This is a genomic window from Rhizobium sp. 05N49, assembly GCF_056396805.1.
Map to the genome: position 1 here is coordinate 409,587 of NZ_JBFTME010000002.1, position 17,361 is coordinate 426,947.

Annotated in this window: 18 protein-coding genes; 14 read left to right on the forward strand and 4 right to left on the reverse strand. The window is 60.2% G+C overall.

Annotation, left to right across the window (positions count from 1 at the left end; genetic code table 11):
- Positions 1–13: 13 nt before the first annotated feature.
- The 6 genes from AC1DF8_RS06250 to AC1DF8_RS06275 all read left to right on the forward strand — a co-directional run bounded on the left by AC1DF8_RS06250 (position 14) and on the right by AC1DF8_RS06275 (position 6,382).
- Positions 14–664, forward strand: a complete 651-nt coding sequence (locus AC1DF8_RS06250) for a TetR family transcriptional regulator (protein WP_477995486.1) — start codon at positions 14–16, stop codon at positions 662–664.
- Between the two features lie 186 nt (positions 665–850).
- Positions 851–1,126 carry a hypothetical protein gene (locus AC1DF8_RS06255; RefSeq protein WP_477995488.1) on the forward strand — a complete coding sequence of 92 codons (276 nt, stop codon included), beginning with the start codon at positions 851–853 and terminating at the stop codon, positions 1,124–1,126.
- Between the two features lie 59 nt (positions 1,127–1,185).
- Positions 1,186–2,067, forward strand: coding sequence for an aldo/keto reductase (locus AC1DF8_RS06260; RefSeq protein WP_113114693.1), 882 nt, complete (start codon positions 1,186–1,188; stop codon positions 2,065–2,067).
- A gap of 583 nt (positions 2,068–2,650) precedes the next feature.
- Positions 2,651–3,928, forward strand: a complete 1,278-nt coding sequence (locus tag AC1DF8_RS06265; protein WP_113013057.1) for an alpha/beta hydrolase — start codon at positions 2,651–2,653, stop codon at positions 3,926–3,928.
- A 76-nt stretch (positions 3,929–4,004) separates the two neighbouring features.
- Positions 4,005–5,255 carry an NAD(P)/FAD-dependent oxidoreductase gene (locus tag AC1DF8_RS06270; RefSeq protein WP_113211320.1) on the forward strand — a complete coding sequence of 417 codons (1,251 nt, stop codon included), beginning with the start codon at positions 4,005–4,007 and terminating at the stop codon, positions 5,253–5,255.
- An 89-nt stretch (positions 5,256–5,344) separates the two neighbouring features.
- Positions 5,345–6,382 (forward strand): 4-hydroxyproline epimerase, encoded by a 1,038-nt coding sequence (locus tag AC1DF8_RS06275; protein WP_113114691.1) that lies wholly within the window; start codon positions 5,345–5,347, stop codon positions 6,380–6,382.
- Positions 6,383–6,398: 16 nt separating this feature from the next.
- On the opposite strand, the gene AC1DF8_RS06280 is transcribed toward AC1DF8_RS06275, so the two are convergent.
- A complete protein-coding gene (locus AC1DF8_RS06280; RefSeq protein ID WP_113114690.1) occupies positions 6,399–6,875 on the reverse strand; it encodes an RbsD/FucU family protein in 477 nt (158 codons plus the stop codon).
- A complete protein-coding gene (locus AC1DF8_RS06285; protein ID WP_112969969.1) occupies positions 6,859–8,106 on the reverse strand; it encodes an ROK family transcriptional regulator in 1,248 nt (415 codons plus the stop codon). Before AC1DF8_RS06285 ends, AC1DF8_RS06280 begins: the two co-directional genes overlap by 17 nt.
- A 231-nt stretch (positions 8,107–8,337) precedes the next feature.
- On the opposite strand from AC1DF8_RS06285, the gene AC1DF8_RS06290 reads away from it, so the two are divergent.
- From AC1DF8_RS06290 to AC1DF8_RS06320, 7 genes are all read left to right on the forward strand, one after another.
- Positions 8,338–9,357, forward strand: coding sequence for a sugar ABC transporter substrate-binding protein (locus tag AC1DF8_RS06290; RefSeq protein WP_112541769.1), 1,020 nt, complete (start codon positions 8,338–8,340; stop codon positions 9,355–9,357).
- A gap of 159 nt (positions 9,358–9,516) precedes the next feature.
- Positions 9,517–10,581: an ABC transporter permease gene (locus tag AC1DF8_RS06295; protein WP_112969967.1), complete on the forward strand. Its 1,065-nt coding sequence runs from the start codon at positions 9,517–9,519 to the stop codon at positions 10,579–10,581.
- 2 nt (positions 10,582–10,583) lie between these two features.
- Positions 10,584–11,366 (forward strand): ATP-binding cassette domain-containing protein, encoded by a 783-nt coding sequence (locus AC1DF8_RS06300; RefSeq protein WP_477995490.1) that lies wholly within the window; start codon positions 10,584–10,586, stop codon positions 11,364–11,366.
- Positions 11,363–11,995: a nucleoside triphosphate hydrolase gene (locus AC1DF8_RS06305; RefSeq protein WP_112541766.1), complete on the forward strand. Its 633-nt coding sequence runs from the start codon at positions 11,363–11,365 to the stop codon at positions 11,993–11,995. The genes AC1DF8_RS06300 and AC1DF8_RS06305 overlap by 4 nt, the downstream gene beginning before the upstream one ends.
- A gap of 64 nt (positions 11,996–12,059) precedes the next feature.
- On the forward strand, positions 12,060–13,100 hold the full coding sequence (pyrC, locus tag AC1DF8_RS06310; protein ID WP_477995313.1) for a dihydroorotase: 1,041 nt from the start codon (positions 12,060–12,062) through the stop codon (positions 13,098–13,100).
- A 176-nt stretch (positions 13,101–13,276) separates the two neighbouring features.
- Positions 13,277–14,455 carry a GGDEF domain-containing protein gene (locus AC1DF8_RS06315; RefSeq protein WP_477995314.1) on the forward strand — a complete coding sequence of 393 codons (1,179 nt, stop codon included), beginning with the start codon at positions 13,277–13,279 and terminating at the stop codon, positions 14,453–14,455.
- Between the two features lie 185 nt (positions 14,456–14,640).
- On the forward strand, positions 14,641–15,177 hold the full coding sequence (locus AC1DF8_RS06320; RefSeq protein ID WP_113013050.1) for a glyoxalase superfamily protein: 537 nt from the start codon (positions 14,641–14,643) through the stop codon (positions 15,175–15,177).
- Positions 15,178–15,263: 86 nt separating this feature from the next.
- Here AC1DF8_RS06320 and AC1DF8_RS06325 read toward each other — a convergent pair whose 3' ends face one another.
- Together AC1DF8_RS06325 and AC1DF8_RS06330 are read right to left on the reverse strand one after the other, a co-directional pair.
- A complete protein-coding gene (locus AC1DF8_RS06325) occupies positions 15,264–15,746 on the reverse strand; it encodes an anthrone oxygenase family protein (RefSeq protein ID WP_477995316.1) in 483 nt (160 codons plus the stop codon).
- 2 nt (positions 15,747–15,748) lie between these two features.
- A complete protein-coding gene (locus AC1DF8_RS06330) occupies positions 15,749–16,573 on the reverse strand; it encodes an NmrA family NAD(P)-binding protein (RefSeq protein WP_477995318.1) in 825 nt (274 codons plus the stop codon).
- 100 nt (positions 16,574–16,673) lie between these two features.
- Between AC1DF8_RS06330 and AC1DF8_RS06335 the strand changes: the two genes are divergently transcribed.
- On the forward strand, positions 16,674–17,327 hold the full coding sequence (locus AC1DF8_RS06335) for a TetR family transcriptional regulator (RefSeq protein WP_113114684.1): 654 nt from the start codon (positions 16,674–16,676) through the stop codon (positions 17,325–17,327).
- Positions 17,328–17,361 lie beyond the last annotated feature (34 nt).

Consider the following 17,361-nt stretch of genomic DNA (forward strand, 5'->3'; position numbering starts at 1 on the left):
ACACCTGATGGAAATGACAGAGAAGAAACAGCCTGAAGCCGTAGAGGGCAGGCGCGAGCGCAAGCGGCGCCAGACCCGCGAGCGCATCGAGCAGGCAGCGATGACCCTCTTTCTGGAGCGCGGCTTCGACGCCACGACGATTGAGGAAATCACCGAAGCCGCAGATGTCTCGAAGCGTAGTTTCTTTGATTATTTCCCGTCGAAGGAAGAGGTCGTCTTCGCTTGGCAGGATTCTTTTGCTGACCGCCTGATGGCGGCGATTGCCGCACGTCCGGCCGCCGAATCCTCCGTCAAGGCTGTAGAAGAGGCCCTTATCGTCACCGTAACCGCCTCGGCTGACGAGCGCGCTCTGGCGCTCGGTGAGCTGATCCATTGCACGCCGACCCTCAAGGCCCGCGATCAGCTTAAATATGCCAAGCTGGAGCAGGAGCTGACCGAGGCGCTGATCGCCCGCAAGGGCGGCGATCCTGATGTGCGGACACACATGCGCTTGCTTTCGGCTGTTGTCATCGGCGCGCTGCGCGTTGGCGGTGAGCTCTGGGAGCGGCGCGTGCCAGGTACTTCGACCGAAAGTGTCGCGATGGAAGCCTTCGCACGCGAGATCCTTGGTGAACTCTGGAAGATGCTGGCCGAATTCGGTGAAGAAGCAAAGTCTGGGTTCTAGGCAGTTTCACCCTCGACGATCACCCTACTTGTCGTCGCGGTGCTTCGGATCGATGCCGTTCCGGGATGTTGGCGACGCGCGTGAGCTCTGCCGCCCGTCCAAGATGAATGTTCTTGCCCGTGGCTGTCATGCAAGCAGTGCTGCCCTATATGCTGCAAACGCAGCAGCGGCCACATCCTCAATGTCATCTCGATGGACGGGATCATCACCATGCCGGGCATCGCTTTTCATCATGGCAGCAAGTTTGCCTGCGAAGGCATTTCCGAGAACCTCGGCAAAAGGGGCGGGAGCTTTGTCATCCAGGTGATGGTCGTCGAGCCGTACGATCCAGAAAAGGCAGCGTCTGCAATGCTGACGCTCATTGCATCCGACGATCCGCCGGCCCATCTGTTGCTTGGGCGTGACGCGATTAGCTCCGTTCGCGAAAGGCTGGAGTCTCTCAAGACCATATTCGACACTTGAGGGCAGGTCTCCGGCTCCGCCGATTTTGAGTGATTTATTGACCAAGAGAGGAAGAGACGATGACTGATTACAATGCAGCGAAATCCGGCACCTTCAAGATTGGTGGCGATCTGGAGGTCAACCGCCTTGGCTTCGGCGCCATGCGCATTACCGGCGACGGTATCTGGGGCAATCCTGCCGATCACGATGAATCGATCCGCACGCTGAAGCGCCTGCCGGAATTGGGCGTCAACTTTATCGATACCGCGGATTCCTATGGTCCTGACGTTTCCGAGTGGCTCATCAAGGAAGCGCTCCATCCCTATAAGAAGGGCCTCGTCGTCGCCACCAAGGGCGGCCTCACACGCCACGGTCCCAATATCTGGCTGCCGCTCGGCCGCCCGGAATATCTGATCCAGCAGGTGCACAAGAGCCTGCGCAATCTCGGCGTCGAGCAGATCGATCTCTGGCAGTTGCACCGCATCGACCCGAAGGTCCCGGCCAAGGAACAGTTCGACGCGATCAAGTCGCTGCTCGATTCCGGCCTGATTCGCCATGCGGGTCTCAGCGAAGTCTCGGTCGCCGATATCGAGGCGGCCTCCAAGGTCTTCAAGGTCGCGACGGTCCAGAACCGCTACAATCTCGTCGACCGCACCAGCGAAGATGTGCTCGACTATTGCGCCAAGCATAATATCGGCTTCATCCCCTGGTACCCGTTGGCAGCCGGCGATCTCGCCAAGCCCGGCTCACTGCTCGATACGATTGCCAAAAAACACAATGCTGCCCCCAGCCAGATCGCGCTTGACTGGGTACTGAAACGCAGCCCGGTGATGCTGCCGATCCCCGGCACGTCGAAGGTCAAGCATCTCGAAGAAAACGTTGCAGCCGTGAACATTACTCTGTCCGACGACGAGTTCACCGCTCTCGACGCCGAAGGCAAGAAGCTCTTCAAGGCTGCCTGATTGGAATTGGACCGGCATTTGAACGGTCGCGATCTCAGTCGCGGCCGTTTTCGTTTTCCGCCTTGCGCCGCTGTTTCCCGGAGAGTGCCCAGAAAGACGCGCAGCTTTGATGATGCGTGCCTTTCGCCAATAAAAAAGGCAAGGGACAAGGGGAAGGGCGGCGGCATCTGGTTCTATCCGCCGCAATGTGCGGAATAATTTTGATCAGTTGATAAAAGATGCCGCAAAATGAGGCGCGTGTGTGACGCTAACTAGGCAAGCATTGCGCCCAATGCATTGCTGCATTGCGGTAATTTCGCTATTCTCCATCAAATGAATTGGGTATTAATAATCCCGAAGGCAGCGCACTCCTCCTCCCAGCGCTCCCTTTCATCGGACTGACAACACTCCTCCTCCCAGTTGTCAGTCAGGATCAAGAGCCCGACGCACCTCCTCCCGCGTCGGGCTCTTTTCTTTTCCGGATCAAATCTCGCCTAAAACCTTCGTGAAATTGACTCGGCTCGCGGGCTCGGACTATCTGGAAGCGCGCCGCAAGCGCATATCGGTGGCTTGGCGCGATGACGCCTGAACCTGCGGAGATGTCATGATCGGCGGATGCGGCGTTTCTCGCAAAGCCCTCGCAGCCCTGCTTGTCCTGTGTTTTGGTCTTGTTTCCTGCGGGCGGCCGATCGGCGTCATGCAGGCAGCCGGCACCGTTCCGCCGGGTACTTCGCGCGTCGACCTTCTGGTGGCAACCACGCGTGCTGCGGATGAAAATCCGGCGGTGCTCTTCTCCGGCGAGCGCGGCACCGGGTTGATGGTTGATGCCGTCGATGTCTCCATTCCGCCGGAAGCCAACCGCAAGGCTGGCCAAGTGCAATGGCCGCGTCGCCTGCCTGCCGATCCTCTCAAGGATTTCGTCACCGTCGCAGTTGACCCGCTCGATGGCGAGAAGGCGGGCGAGAACTGGTTGAGGACGCACATGCCGAAGAGCAAGCGCGTGCTCATCTTCGTGCATGGCTTCAACAATCGCTATGAGGATGCGGTCTATCGTTTTGCGCAGATCGTCCATGATTCGCATGCCGACGTTGCGCCCGTCGTTTTCACCTGGCCCTCGCGCGCCAGCATTTTCGACTACAATTATGACAAGGAAAGCACCAACTATTCGCGTGATGCGCTGGAAGAGTTGCTGCGGCGCACGGCCAACAATCCGGCTGTCGGCGATATCACCGTCATGGCCCACTCCATGGGCACATGGCTGACGGTGGAGGCGCTGCGTCAGATGGCGATCCGCGACGGCCGCGTCGCCTCCAAGATCAACAACATCATTCTTGCCTCGCCGGACCTCGATGTCGACGTGTTCGGTCGTCAGTTCCAGAGCCTCGGCAAGGACAGGCCGCATTTCACCATCTTCGTATCCCAGGACGACCGGGCACTGGCGCTCTCGCGCCGCATCTCCGGCAATGTCGATCGTCTCGGCCAGATCGATCCCTCGGCCGAGCCTTATCGCAGCAAGCTGGAAGCTGCCGGTATCACTGTGCTTGACTTGACCAAGCTGAAGACCGGCGATCGCCTGAACCACGGCAAGTTTGCCGAAAGCCCTGAAGTCGTGAAGCTCATCGGCGACCGGCTGATTGCCGGCCAGACCATCACCGATTCCGAAGTCGGGCTCGGTGAGGCCGTCGGTGCAGTCGCCATGGGTGCTGCACAGACGGCCGGCAGCGCAGTCAGTCTCGCAGTCAGCACCCCGATCGCGATTTTCGATCCTCGCACTCGCCGCAACTATGACAGCCAGGTTCGCCGCCTCGGCCAGTCTATGAACAATACGGTGGGGTCGGTGGGCGATAGCGTCGGTGCCGGCCTGCCGGAAGATCCGCAGTAAAAAATCATAGGCATTCGCCTCGCGGTGATATATCACATCTCCGACGGCACCGACTCTGCCGTGCGGTGGACAAGATATGGCGAATGAAACGAATGAGACGGTGGCCGTCGTCGGCGCCGGTGTGATCGGTGCTTCGATTGCTTTCGAACTGCAGCGACGCGGCTTTCAAGTCACGTTGATCGACAAGGGCGAGCCGGGCAGGGGGACCTCCTACGGCAATATGGCGAGCATCGCGCTCGACTTCGCGGCCGGTTCCGGTCCCTCGACCTGGAAGAAGCTGCCGCGCTGGCTGATCGATCCGGAAGGTCCGGTCTGGCTGCGGCCAGGCTATGCGGCAAAAATCCTGCCCTGGTTCCTGCGGTTTCTCGCGGCCGGCCGTCCGGCACGTTTGAGAGAGATCGAGGATGCGGGCATGAGCCTCTCCAGGATCGCTCTTGGCGATATGACCGCCATGCTCAGTGCGATCGGCGCGCCCGACCTGATGACTGAAGAGGGCTGCCTTGCGATCTACGAGACCGAGGCCGAATTTGATGCGGACCGTGGCCACCTTGACCTGATGCGGCGCTACGGCATGGAATTCGAGGTGCTGAGCAACGGTGCGATCCAGTATTACGAGCCGACCCTCTCGCCGAAAATCGCCAAGGCCGTGCTGCTGCCGGACAACAAGTCGATCCGCGATCCCTATAAGCTGGTTGTAAAGCTTGCAGATGCGGCAAAGGCCGCCGGTGCCAACTTCGTGTCCGGGCAAGTGAAAACTGTCGAACGCAAGAGCGATGGCAGGACCGCCGTTCTTCTCGAAAACGGCAATCGCATCGAAGCCGACAAGGTCGTCCTGGCAGCCGGCGTCCACACGCGGTTCCTTGCCGAGGCCCTCGGTGAGCCGATCCCGCTCGAAACCGAACGTGGCTATCATACGCAGATCATGCAGCCCGGCATTTCCATGCGCTATTCGGTGATCTGGCCGCATCGCGCCTTCATGGTGACGCCGACCGCAGGCGGTATCCGTGTCGGCGGCAATGTCGAGCTGGCGGGGCTTACGGCCGCCCCCGATTTCCGCCGTCCGCGCGTGCTGGTGCGCCACGCGCAACGCATCCTTCCCGGTCTCAAGGTCCAGGACACCAGCGAATGGATGGGCCATCGCCCGGCATTGCCGGATACGATCCCGATCGTTTCGCCTTCGTCGAAAATGCCTGGCGTCTTTTATGCCACCGGCCACGGCCATCTCGGTCTGACCTATTCGGCAACGACGGCGCGGTTGATCGCGGATATGGTGGCAGGTGTCAAAACATCAGTTGATATCAAGCCATTCCGTATCAACCGATACTAGCATTGGTCATGGCCGGAACCTTCGTCACCCGTAATAATGTCCGCGTCGATGGCGCCATCGCGCATCATATCTGATTGGGAGCTTGAGAGATGAGATGGAAGCGCACGATCCAGCTTCTGGATGTTCACGCCGAAGGTGAGATCGGCAAGGTCGCAATCGGTGGCGTGCCCAAAATTCCGGGCGAGACGGTCGCCGCCCAGCTTCACTGGCTGAACACCGACCCCAAGGGGCAGGAGCTTCGTCGTTTCCTCTGCCTCGAGCCGCGTGGTGCACCGATCGGGTCGGTCAACCTGTTGCTGCCGCCAAAGCATCCGGACGCGGATGCGGCCTTCATCATCCTGCAGCCTGATCAGGCGCATGCGAGCTCCGGCTCGAACTCCATCTGCGTAACGACCGCTCTCCTGGAATCCGGCATCGTCGAGATGAAGGAGCCCGAAACCATCGTCACACTGGAAACTGCAGCCGGTCTCGTCAAGGCGACCGCCACTTGCCGCGACGGTCGCTGCGAGAAGGTGAAACTGACGATGGTGCCGTCCTTCGTCCACGAGCTGGATGTCGAGATCGACACGCCGCACTGGGGAACGATCAAGGCCGACATCTGTTATGGCGGCATCTTCTATGCGCTGGTCGATGTCGGCCAGATCAATTCGAAGATCGAAAAGGCCAATGCCGCAGCACTCGTCCAGGCAGGCATGGTGCTGAAGGACCTCATCAACCGGCAGATGCCCGTCGTCCATCCGGAAATTCCGGCAATCTCAGGCGTCGCCTATGTCATGTTTCGCGATATCGAGGCCGATGGCACGGTGCGCACCTGCACGACCATGTGGCCTGGACGTGCTGACCGTTCGCCCTGCGGCACCGGCAATTCGGCCAATCTGGCAACCCTTTACGCCCGCGGAAAAGCGAAAGTCGGCGACACATTCAAGTCGAAGTCGATCATCGGCTCGGAATTCGAAGTCGGCCTCCAGGCGGTGACGGAGGTCGCCGGCAAGCCTGCCGTCATCCCGACGATCACTGGCCGCGGTTTCACCTTCGGCCTGTCGCAGGTCGCACTCGACCCCTTCGACCCGCATCCTCTCGGCTTTGCGCTGACGGATGTCTGGGGGCCTTCGGCCGGCGAGATCTGATCTCGCGTCACAGCTATCAATAAACGAAGGGATCGACTTCGGCCTTGACGGGTTCGTCGGCGGCCGTGGGATAGATCACGCCCTTGCGCAGGATGATATTGGCATAGAGCCGCGGTTCGCTGGTCTGGATGACCGCATGGGCCGCGCGCACGCGGCCATAGAAATCCTGGCCGATAAGTGGAACGACCTCTCGATCCGGCTCATGCCTGGCGCAGCAGGCGATCATTTCCTCATGAACGGGGTCGAGCTTGTCGCGTTCGGCCTTCACCGTTGAGCGGAAAATTGCTTCTGCCACGAAGTCGTCAATTGGCAGCACGCTCAAAACGGCATCAAGGACCGGAATGAGATGATGTCCGTCGAGCCGGATCAGCCGCCGCGCATGCTCGATACCCGGATAGTTGCCATCGACGATGGCAATTTCATCGCCATGGCCCATGCCGCGCAATGTCGCGAGCAGATCCGGGCTCAAGAGCGGGTCAAGCCCTTTCAGCATTGTCGATCTCCTTGAAGAGTACATTCTGGTCAGTAAGATAGCGCGCAAAGATCGGCAGGCTGGCACCTCCGATGGCACGTGCCTGCGCGCCGACCAGGCCCTCCACGATGTCGGGCATGACGACGCCCTGCAGGTCGAGCTTTTCAGCTTCGTGGATCGTCGCGTAAACGATGCGCCGGCGCACCCAGTCCGGAAAGCCGCCATCGATGACGGCGGCGCTGAAGTCGATGATGGAGGCGGCTGCCACGATCGCCTGTGCCAACGCCTTGGCCGTATCCTGGATCCAGGTTTCCATTGGTTCGCCGAAATCCACCCAGTCGTCGGCCGAATACCAGAGCGGTTGCGGATCTATGCCGCGCTCGCGCAGCATGTTTTCCAGTACGAAGATGGAAGCGATTTCCAGGAGCTGCAGCGTTTCGCCATTCTTGCCGCGCACGGGCAGTGGGCCGATGGCGCCTGCTGTGCCGGTTTTGCCGGAAAAGATCGCCGAATTGAGCACGATCCCGCCGCCGATGAAGGAACCGATGAAGAAATAGACGAAATCCGGATAGGACGGACCAATCCCGAAGACCAGTTCCGCACCGCAGGCGCTGGTGGCGTCGTTCTGCAGGAAGACCTGATAGGCGACCTGTTCGGCAATCTCTGCCTGCAGGTCGAAGTCGCGCCAGACTTCCATGGCACCCTCGGGCGCACCCACTTCGTCCGCCCAGTTCCAAAGCTCAAAAGGAGCCGCGATGCCGAGCCCGGCTATACGGCTGCGCTCGCGTTCGTCGAGCCTCCCTTCCAGCTCCCTGATCCCTTTGGTGACAAAGGACAGGATTTCGTGCGGCAGGGGGTAGGCGTAGATCCTGTGCAATTGCAGCCGGATGTTGCCGACGAAATCCATCAGCACGAGGTCGGCACTTCGCCGACCGATCTTCACGCCGAAGGAATAGACGGCATCCGGATTAAGCCGCATCGGAATGGATGGCTGGCCGACGCGACCGCGGATCGGTTCGCCGCGCGAAAGCAGGCCTTCCTTTTCCAGTGCGCGCATGATGACGGAGACGGTTTGGGCCGAAAGCCCGCTGCGGCGTGCGATATCGGCCTTCGATAACGCGCCGTATAGGCGCACCAGCGACAGCACGAGCCGTTCGTTATAGGCGCGCACCCTGATCTGGTTCGCACCTCCCGACGGATTTAGAATTGGTGGTGGGGCCGGCATGGAATCCGGACCATCCAAGGACGACATTGGCCACTCCTCCCGTTTAACGGCCTATGCCCGATTTCTCGCCAGCATGCCACATCGAATTAATAATTCAATTGGATTTATTTATTGACAAGCGGTTTTCTTTCGCTCTTAATTGCCAGCGTCAACGGCACGGGACGGCTTTGGGAGGGGCTCATGTCACATTCCGCAAGTCTCGCCGTGCATGAATTCCGGTGCCGCCTTGGGGCGGGCCGGCTAATCTGGGAGGAGTTCATGAAGAAATCAGTTCTCGCTTTCGGCGCGCTCGCGCTCGGCGTCGCCTTTTCCGCTCCGGCAATGGCGGCGGATGTTTCCGCATGCCTGATCACCAAGACCGACACCAACCCCTTCTTCGTGAAGATGAAGGAAGGTGCGACAGCCAAGGCCAAGGAACTCGGCGTCACGCTGAAGTCCTATGCGGGCAAGATCGACGGTGACAGCGAAAGCCAGGTCGCAGCAATCGAAAGCTGCATTGCCGATGGCGCAAAGGGCATTCTGATCGCCGCTTCGGACACCAAGGGCATCGTGCCCTCGGTCAAGAAGGCTCGCGACGCCGGCCTGCTGGTCATCGCACTCGACACGCCGCTTGAGCCGGCCGATGCCGCAGACGCTACGTTTGCAACCGACAACCTGCTCGCCGGCAAGCTGATCGGTCAGTGGGCCAAGGAAACGCTGGGCGACAAGGCAAAGGACGCCAAGGTCGGCTTCCTCGACCTGACCCCGTCGCAGCCGACTGTCGACGTCCTGCGCGACCAGGGCTTCATGATGGGCTTCGGCATCGACCCGAAGGACCCGAACAAGATCGGCGACGAAGACGACAAGCGCATCGTCGGCCACGACGTGACGAACGGCAACGAGGAAGGTGGCCGCAAGGCCATGGAAAACCTTCTCCAGAAGGACCCGAGCATCAACGTCATCCACACGATCAATGAGCCGGCTGCGGTCGGCGCCTATCAGGCCCTGAAGGCCGTCGGCATGGAGAAGAACGTACTGATCGTATCGGTCGACGGTGGTTGCCCGGGCGTGAAGTCGGTCAAGGAAGGCGTCATCGGTGCGACCTCGCAGCAATATCCGCTGATGATGGCATCGCTCGGCGTCGAGGCGATCAAGAAGTTCGCTGACGGCGGTGAAAAGCCGAAGCCGACCGAAGGCAAGTCCTTCTTCGACACCGGCGTTTCCCTCGTCACCGACAAGCCGGTTTCCGGCGTCAAGTCGATCGACACGAAGGAAGGCACGGACAAGTGCTGGGGCTAAGCCCTGCCTGAACTAAGTGTGAGAAGTGGCCGGGGCTTGATCCCCGGCCGTTTTGGGCGGACCATATGCCGTCGCCCGACAAACCGGCTGAACAAAGACCGGAAGACTATCGGCGACGGCTTTCGCGTGAGTTCGGCGCGCGGCTGCGAAGGAGGAACAATGACCGGAGCACAGGAATTTGAACGTGTCCTCGACGAAAGCGACAAGAGTGTTGCCTCGTTCGAGCACGAGAATGTCTCGCTGATCAAACGCGCGCAGCATTTTCTGCACTCGACACCGGCCGCCGTGCCGCTGATCGTGCTGATACTGTCGATCGTGATCTTCGGAATAGCGATCGGCGGACGGTTCTTCTCGTCCTATACGCTGACGCTGATCCTGCAGCAGATCGCCATCGTCGGTATTCTCGGCGCCGGCCAGACGCTGGTTATCCTGACCGCCGGCATCGATCTTTCGATCGGCGTCATCATGGTCATTTCGGCCGTCATCATGGGCAATGTCGCCATCACCTATGGCATACCGACACCGATCGCGGTCGTAGCCGGCCTCGTCGTCGGTGGTCTCTGCGGATTGCTGAACGGTTTCCTCGTCGCCTTCATGAAGCTGCCGCCGTTCATCGTGACACTCGGCACCTGGAATATCGTCATGGCGACGAATTTCATCTATTCCGCCAATGAGACGATCCGCGATACCGATGTCGATGAACAGGCGCCGCTGCTCCATCTCTTCGCCACGAGCTTCAAGCTCGGCAGCGCGGTGCTGACCCTCGGTGTTATCGCCATGGTCCTGCTCGTCGTGCTGCTCTGGTATGTCCTCAATCACACCGCCTGGGGCCGGCATGTCTATGCCGTCGGCGATGATCCGGAAGCTGCCAAGCTCTCCGGCATCCAGACCAAGAAGGTGCTGCTGACCGTCTACACCATATCGGGTGTCATCGCTGCCTTCGCCGCCTGGGTCTCGATCGGCCGCAATGGCTCGATTTCCCCGTCCTCGGCCGTCACGGACTATAATCTGCAAGCGATCACCGCGACCGTCATCGGCGGCATATCGCTCTTCGGCGGCCGAGGCTCCATTCTCGGCACGCTCTTCGGCACCATGATCGTCGGTGTCGTGTCCATGGGGCTCAACATGCTCGGTGCCGACCCGCAATGGAAAGTCCTGCTGACAGGCGTGCTGATCATTGCCGCCGTCGCGATCGATCAATGGATCAGAAAGGTTTCGGTGTGACCATGGCTGGCGAACCCATTCTCACTGCCCGTGGCCTCGTCAAGCGTTATGGACGCGTGACTGCGCTCGACAATGCCGATTTCGACCTCTATCCGGGCGAAATCCTCGCTGTCATCGGCGATAACGGCGCCGGCAAATCCTCGCTCATCAAGGCGATATCGGGCGCAATCACGCCCGATGACGGAGTGATCACCCTGGAAGGCCGGCAGGTACAGTTCAGATCACCGATGGAAGCGCGCGAAGCAGGCATCGAAACCGTCTATCAAAACCTCGCCCTTTCGCCGGCGCTGTCGATTGCCGACAACATGTTCCTCGGCCGCGAGATCCGTAAGCCAGGTCCGTTGGGCACGTGGTTCCGTATGCTCGACCGGCCGACGATGGAAAAGCAGGCACGCAACAAGCTGTCCGAACTCGGTCTGATGACTATCCAGAACATCAACCAGGCGGTGGAAACGCTCTCCGGCGGCCAACGCCAGGGCGTCGCCGTTGCCCGTGCGGCGGCCTTCGGTTCCAAGGTCATCATCATGGACGAGCCGACTGCCGCCCTCGGCGTCAAGGAAAGCCGCCGCGTGCTGGAACTGATCCTCGACGTGCGCGCCCGTGGCATTCCGATCGTGCTCATCTCGCACAACATGCCGCATGTCTTCGAGGTCGCGGACCGCGTTCACATCCACCGTCTCGGACGCCGCCTGACGGTCATCAATCCGAAGGAATACACGATGTCCGATGCCGTCGCCTTCATGACCGGCGCCAAGGCAGCCCCTGCGGAGCCCGTTGCGGCATGAATGCGAGAATAGGCGAAATCGTCGGCGAGGTCCTGAACCGCGCCGGCGATTCCAGGCGCTTCCTGATTGCGATTGCGGGGCCACCCGGCGCCGGCAAATCCACCATGGCCGACAATATCGCCGACGCCTTGAAGGTGCTGGGCGAGAGTGCTGCCGTTTTGCCCATGGATGGCTTCCATATGGACAATACGGTTCTCATCGAGCGCGGTCTGCTGGCTCGCAAGGGCATTCCGGAAACCTTCGATGTACGCGGCTTCCTCGATATCGTCCGAGCCGTGCGGCCCGCCGATCAGGAGGTCCTCGTTCCCGTCTTTGATCGTTCGCGCGAGCTTGCGATCGCGTCGGCCAGGCCGATCGATCCGCAGGACCGCTTCATCATCATCGAGGGCAACTATCTGCTCTTCACGCAGGGCAAATGGGCCGAGCTCGACGGCATCTTCGATTACACGATCATGCTCGCCCCGCCGATGGAAGTTCTGGAAGAGCGCCTCTGGGATCGCTGGCGCGGCTATAGACTGACCGAGGAGGAAGCGAGCGCCAAAGTCTACGGCAACGACCTGCCGAACGGCCGGCTCATTCTCGAAAATCGTCGGCCCGCCGACATCACATTGGAAATCGCGCTGGCCTGAGCAGTTGTTTCTGCACCGGTCTTGATGCTATCGAGGCGAAACCCGCATCGCTTCGGAGGCTCCCATGCAATCGATCACTATCCGCCGTCCTGACGACTGGCATCTGCATCTGCGCGACGGCGCCATGCTGGAAGGTGTGATCGGAGATACGAGCCGAACCTTCGCGCGCGCCATCATCATGCCGAACCTGGTCCCGCCGGTCGTCACGACCGCGGATGCGGCCGCTTATCGCCAGCGTATCATGAAGGCGCTTCCGGCCGGCCATCGCTTCCAGCCGCTGATGACGCTTTATCTTACCGAGCACACGAGCGCCGACGATGTGGAAGAGGGCAAGAAGAGCGGCCTCATCACCGCCGTAAAACTCTATCCGGCCGGCGCCACGACCAATTCGCACGGCGGCGTGCGCGATATGGAAAAGGCGATGCCGGTACTGGAGCGCATGGCGAAGATCGGCCTGCCGCTCTGCGTCCACGGCGAGGTGACGACGCCCGACGTCGATATTTTCGACCGCGAAGCCGTCTTCATCGAAACGGTGCTCGACCCGCTTCGCAAGCGCCTGCCGGAACTGAAGGTGACGATGGAACATGTCACGACATCAGATGGCATCGACTATATCAAGTCGGCCAGGGCCAATCTTGCCGGCTCCATTACCACCCATCACCTGATCATCAACCGCAATGCCATACTCGTCGGCGGCATTCGCCCGCATTATTACTGCCTGCCGGTCGCGAAACGCGAAAATCACCGGCTGGCATTGAGGGCAGCGGCGACCAGCGGCGATGCCAGGTTCTTCCTCGGCACGGATTCCGCGCCGCATGTCGACCCGTTGAAGGAATGTGCCTGCGGCTGCGCGGGGATCTATACCTCGATCAACACGATGAGCTGCCTTGCCCATGTGTTCGAGCAGGATCGCGCGCTCGACAGGCTGGAGGCCTTTGCCTCCTTGAATGGTCCGGCCTGGTATGGGCTCGAGCCGAACGAGGAACATATCACGCTGGAGCGGCAGGCCGACCCCGTGGTCTTCCCCGCCAGGATCGAAACCGGCGCCGGGCCGGTTACCGTCTTCGATCCGATGTTTGCATTGCATTGGCAGATCAAAGCCTGAGAACCTGTATAAGCTTAAATATTTTTCTTCTTATAGTTGCTGTCGAACGTTGATTTTGTAACGCTCGGCTGCGAAACCTATGTTTTTTAACGGAATGCGTAAGACATTCGTCAGCAATGACGAGATAGATTTTTAAAAACGGTATCGGCGCGGCAAGAGCCGCGGAGATTTAAAGCATGATGCTTGACTATAATTCATTGCTGCTGGCGCTTGGCGTTTCAGCAACCTGCCTTGCCGTGACGCTCACGGGAAGCTGGCTTGCGCGCCGGGCTGAAACCTTTCTTCTCACCGGCGCATTCGGCCTCGTTCTCGTTGTCGCCGGCATCTTAGCCTATGCCCACTATGTGGAACAGCCCGAGCGCCTGCTCGGTGCGGGTTGTTTCGTGCTGTTTCATGCCGGTTTTGCCACGATCTGGGGCGCGGGCTATCAGTTCCGCACCGGTCGGCTCCCGAAATCGGGCATTGTCGTCCGTGCACTCGTCGCCATGGTCGCATCCATTCCGCCGATGATCGCCGGGCTGGATGGTCTGGCCTTCATGGCGGATAATCTCGCCATCGCCTTCCTGCTCTTCACCACCGCCCGGCAATATTGGCTTGACCGCGCAGAAGCACCTGCGCCGATATCAGGCATTACCGCCCTCTACACATTGACGGCGATTTCCTTCGTCCTCTGCGCCGCAGTCTTGATCTGGGACGGCAAGCTGGTGCTCGGGGCCGCACCCAGCAATTGGGCCGAAGACCTCAGTATCGCCGTGTGCATCGCCGGGATGACCGGCATCGGCGCCTTGTCGCTGGCACTGCATCAATGGCGGCTTGCCGCCCGTCACCGCATGGATGCGATCACCGATCCGCTGACCGGGTTGCTGAACCGCCGCGCTCTGTTCGACCAATATGGCGTCCGCTCCATGGATGCTTCGACCGCCGTCATCGTCTTCGACATCGATTATTTCAAATCGGTCAACGACCGCTACGGCCATGCGGCCGGTGATCACGTCCTGAAAGTCTTTGCCGGCGAACTCTCCGCCAATTGCCGCGGCGGCGATACGGCCGCCCGCCTCGGTGGTGAGGAATTCGCGCTGGTGCTGAAGGAAATCATGCCCGGCCGCGCCGAGCTTGCCGCCGAGCGCATTCGCAAGGCTTTCGAGGAGCGCGACATCTATATCGAGGACGAAGTGCTGAAATGCACTGTCAGCGTCGGCGTCGCGCCCGGACGTTCCGAGCCGCTGGATTTCGATGCCATGCTGAACGAGGCGGACAAGGCGCTCTATGCCGCAAAACGCGCCGGCCGCAACCGCGTCGAACTCGCCAGCCACCTTCATTCGGTGCCGACAGGTGTTGCGCGCTCGGCCTCTTGATCCGTCTCCCGACCTTTCGTAATGTGAGATCGGCCGGATGCAGCCAGCCGCCCCGCGATGCGCAAGCATAATGGTGAATGCGTCCAACTCCACCTTCACATCCTTGCTCTGGCAATCGATGGCGAACGGGTCAGCAGACGCGGGCACTGATCTTCCTGTTTGCCGCCAACGGAGAAGGATGAACCATGCGCGATTTTCGCGATGCCAAGCTTATGGCAAAAACCCTGCGGCAGGCGCTTGCCGACCGCGATATTTCCCTCACCCATAGCGAAACCCTGGAGATTGTCGCCAGACAATTCGGCCTCGACCAGTGGAATATTCTCTCGGCAAAGCTGGATGAGGCCGAAGGTGCGAAATCTGCTATCGGTATCGAACCACCTGTGCCGATCTTCCGCATCTTCTCGGTCGAGAAAGCCATGGAATTCTACTGCGGCTTCCTGGGTTTCACGCTCGACTGGGAGCATCGTTTCGGCGAAAACTCCCCGCTCTATTGCCAGGTCTCCCGCGAGAATATGCAGTTGCACCTGAGCGAACATTCCGGCGATGCCAGCCCAGGCGCGCGAGCCTTCGTACGGGTGAGGGATGTCCGAGCCTATCAGGCAGAACTCGCCGCCAAACGCTATCGTTATATGAACCCGGGTGTCGAAGAGGCGCCCTGGGGCCTCGAAATGGGCGTCATCGACCCCTTCAACAACCGCATCACCTTCTGCCAGCAGAGCTAAAGCATTCCAGCAAAGGTGTGCCGCGGTTCTGCGTCCGGAATTGCGCGGAAACAGCGAAGGGCGGAGGGCTATTCCCTCCGCCCTTTTCAAATGATCATGAGCACCCGCACGAAAGCGACCGAGGCCAACAGCGAGGCGATCGTGCGCACATGGTTCCACCACGTCCAGTCCCTGAGATAGGTCGTCCAGAGCTGCACCGCGTCTGGCCCGTTGCCGCTGACTTTCGCCAGCGCATCATTCATCGGCACGTTGAAGACGATGGTCGAGAGGAAGGACGCGATGATATAGAGTGCCGCGCCGGCCAGCATCATCGAAGAGGCGCCGCCGCGCCAGTTCACGAAGGCCAGCACTGCGATGACGACGCAGAGGATCGCCGTCGGCACGAAGAGCAGCATAAAAGGCGAGCGGACGATGGTCACGTTGATGGAATTCATCGCAGCAATGCCCTGCTCGGCAGGGATGCGCGAAAAGGCAGTCATGATGAAGGTGGAGAAAGCAAAGAAGATGCCGGCGACAAGGCCGCTGCCGATCGCAGCGGCAATAAGGGAAATGACGAGAACGATCTGCATGGTCAGGCGCTCCACAATCCGGTTGCCGCGGTCTCCCGCGCATATTGGCTGAAATCCTTTGCCGGTCGGCCGAGTATCTCTGTCACCCCACCCATCACCTCGGAATTGCGTCCATCGAGCACCTGTCCGAAGAGTTCTTCCAGAAGTGCCACGATCGGCGCCGGCATTCCCACAGCGGCAAGTCCGTACTTGAAATCCGCCATCGATACCTGTGCATATTCTATCGGACGGCCCGAGGCAGCCGCAATCTCGGCCACGGCTTCGCGGAAGCTCAGCGCGCGAGGACCGGTCAGCTCGTAGATCCTGTTGCGATGCCTGATATCGGTCAGCGCCGCCACTGCTGCATCGGCAATGTCTCCAGCGTCGATGAAGGGCTCCTTGATATCGCCAGCGGGCAGTTCCAGCCTGCCGGCAATGAGCGACTCTACGAAAGCGCCCTCGCTGAAATTCTGGCAGAACCACGAGGCGCGCAGGATCGTGTAGTCGATCCCGGCCGCCCGCAGCGCTTCCTCACTCCGCTGCGCCCCTTCTTCGCCACGGCCGGACAGCAGCACGATATGCTGCAGCCCGCACTCCCTTGCGAGTCTTGAAAGTGCCTCGATAGCCTCTGCAGCCCAGGAGACGGAAAGGTCCGGCTGGAAAGCGACATAGGCGCTCGTCGCACTCGTGAGTGCCTTGCGCCAGGTCGTGCGATCCTCCCAGTCGAAGGCCGGTACCGTGGAGCGGGATGCTTTGCGAACATCAAGTCCGAGCTCTTCCAGCCTGTTGGCAATGCGGCCGCCGGTTTTCCCCGATCCGCCGATCAGAACGATTTCGGAATTCTGCATATCGAAACTCCTCTTCGATTCAAAACAAGAGAAACTCTCTCATTTGCAAAATGAGATAAACTCTCTTATTTTCTTTGTCAACAGTCGAAGGAAGCGGAAGATGGCAGAAGAGGTGATCCCACGACGCAGGCGCCAGCAGGAGCCGACCGGCCAGCCGCGCCGTATCCCGAGCCAGCAGCGCGGCCGCGAACGCTTCGAAAGGATCTTGACGGTCGCCTCCGCGCTGATCGAAAAGAACGGCAGCGATGCACTGAAGATGAGTGAAATCGTTGAAAAGGCCGAGATTTCCTTCGGCGCCCTCTATCAATATTTCCCGGACAAGACCTCGATCATCCGCACACTTGCCGAGCGCTTCAATGAGCAGGGCCGGCAATGCGTGGCAGACGAACTGGCGAAGGTGACGGACGCGGACAATCTGCAGACAGCCCTCGGCGTCATCGCGGATGAATATTATGCCTTCTTCCGCCGCGAGCCTGTCATGCGCGATATCTGGCACGCGACCCATACGGACAAGCTTCTTCAGCAGGTCGATGCCGAAGATATGGAATTCCACGCGCAGGCCCTGTTCTCGGTGTTAAAACGACTATGGCCAAAGCGTGCCGAGCCGGAGCTTCTGGCCATTGCCCGACTGACCATGCAGCTCCTGGCGGCGGCTGTTCGCTACGCTGTTTCGCTGGATGAGAAAGAGGGCGCGCAGGCAATCGCGCTCTTCAGGAAGATGCAGGTTGCGGATATTGGCCGCCTGCTCGGCTGACGGCCGTCTTCCGTCTGGAAACCGACCGCTCTTG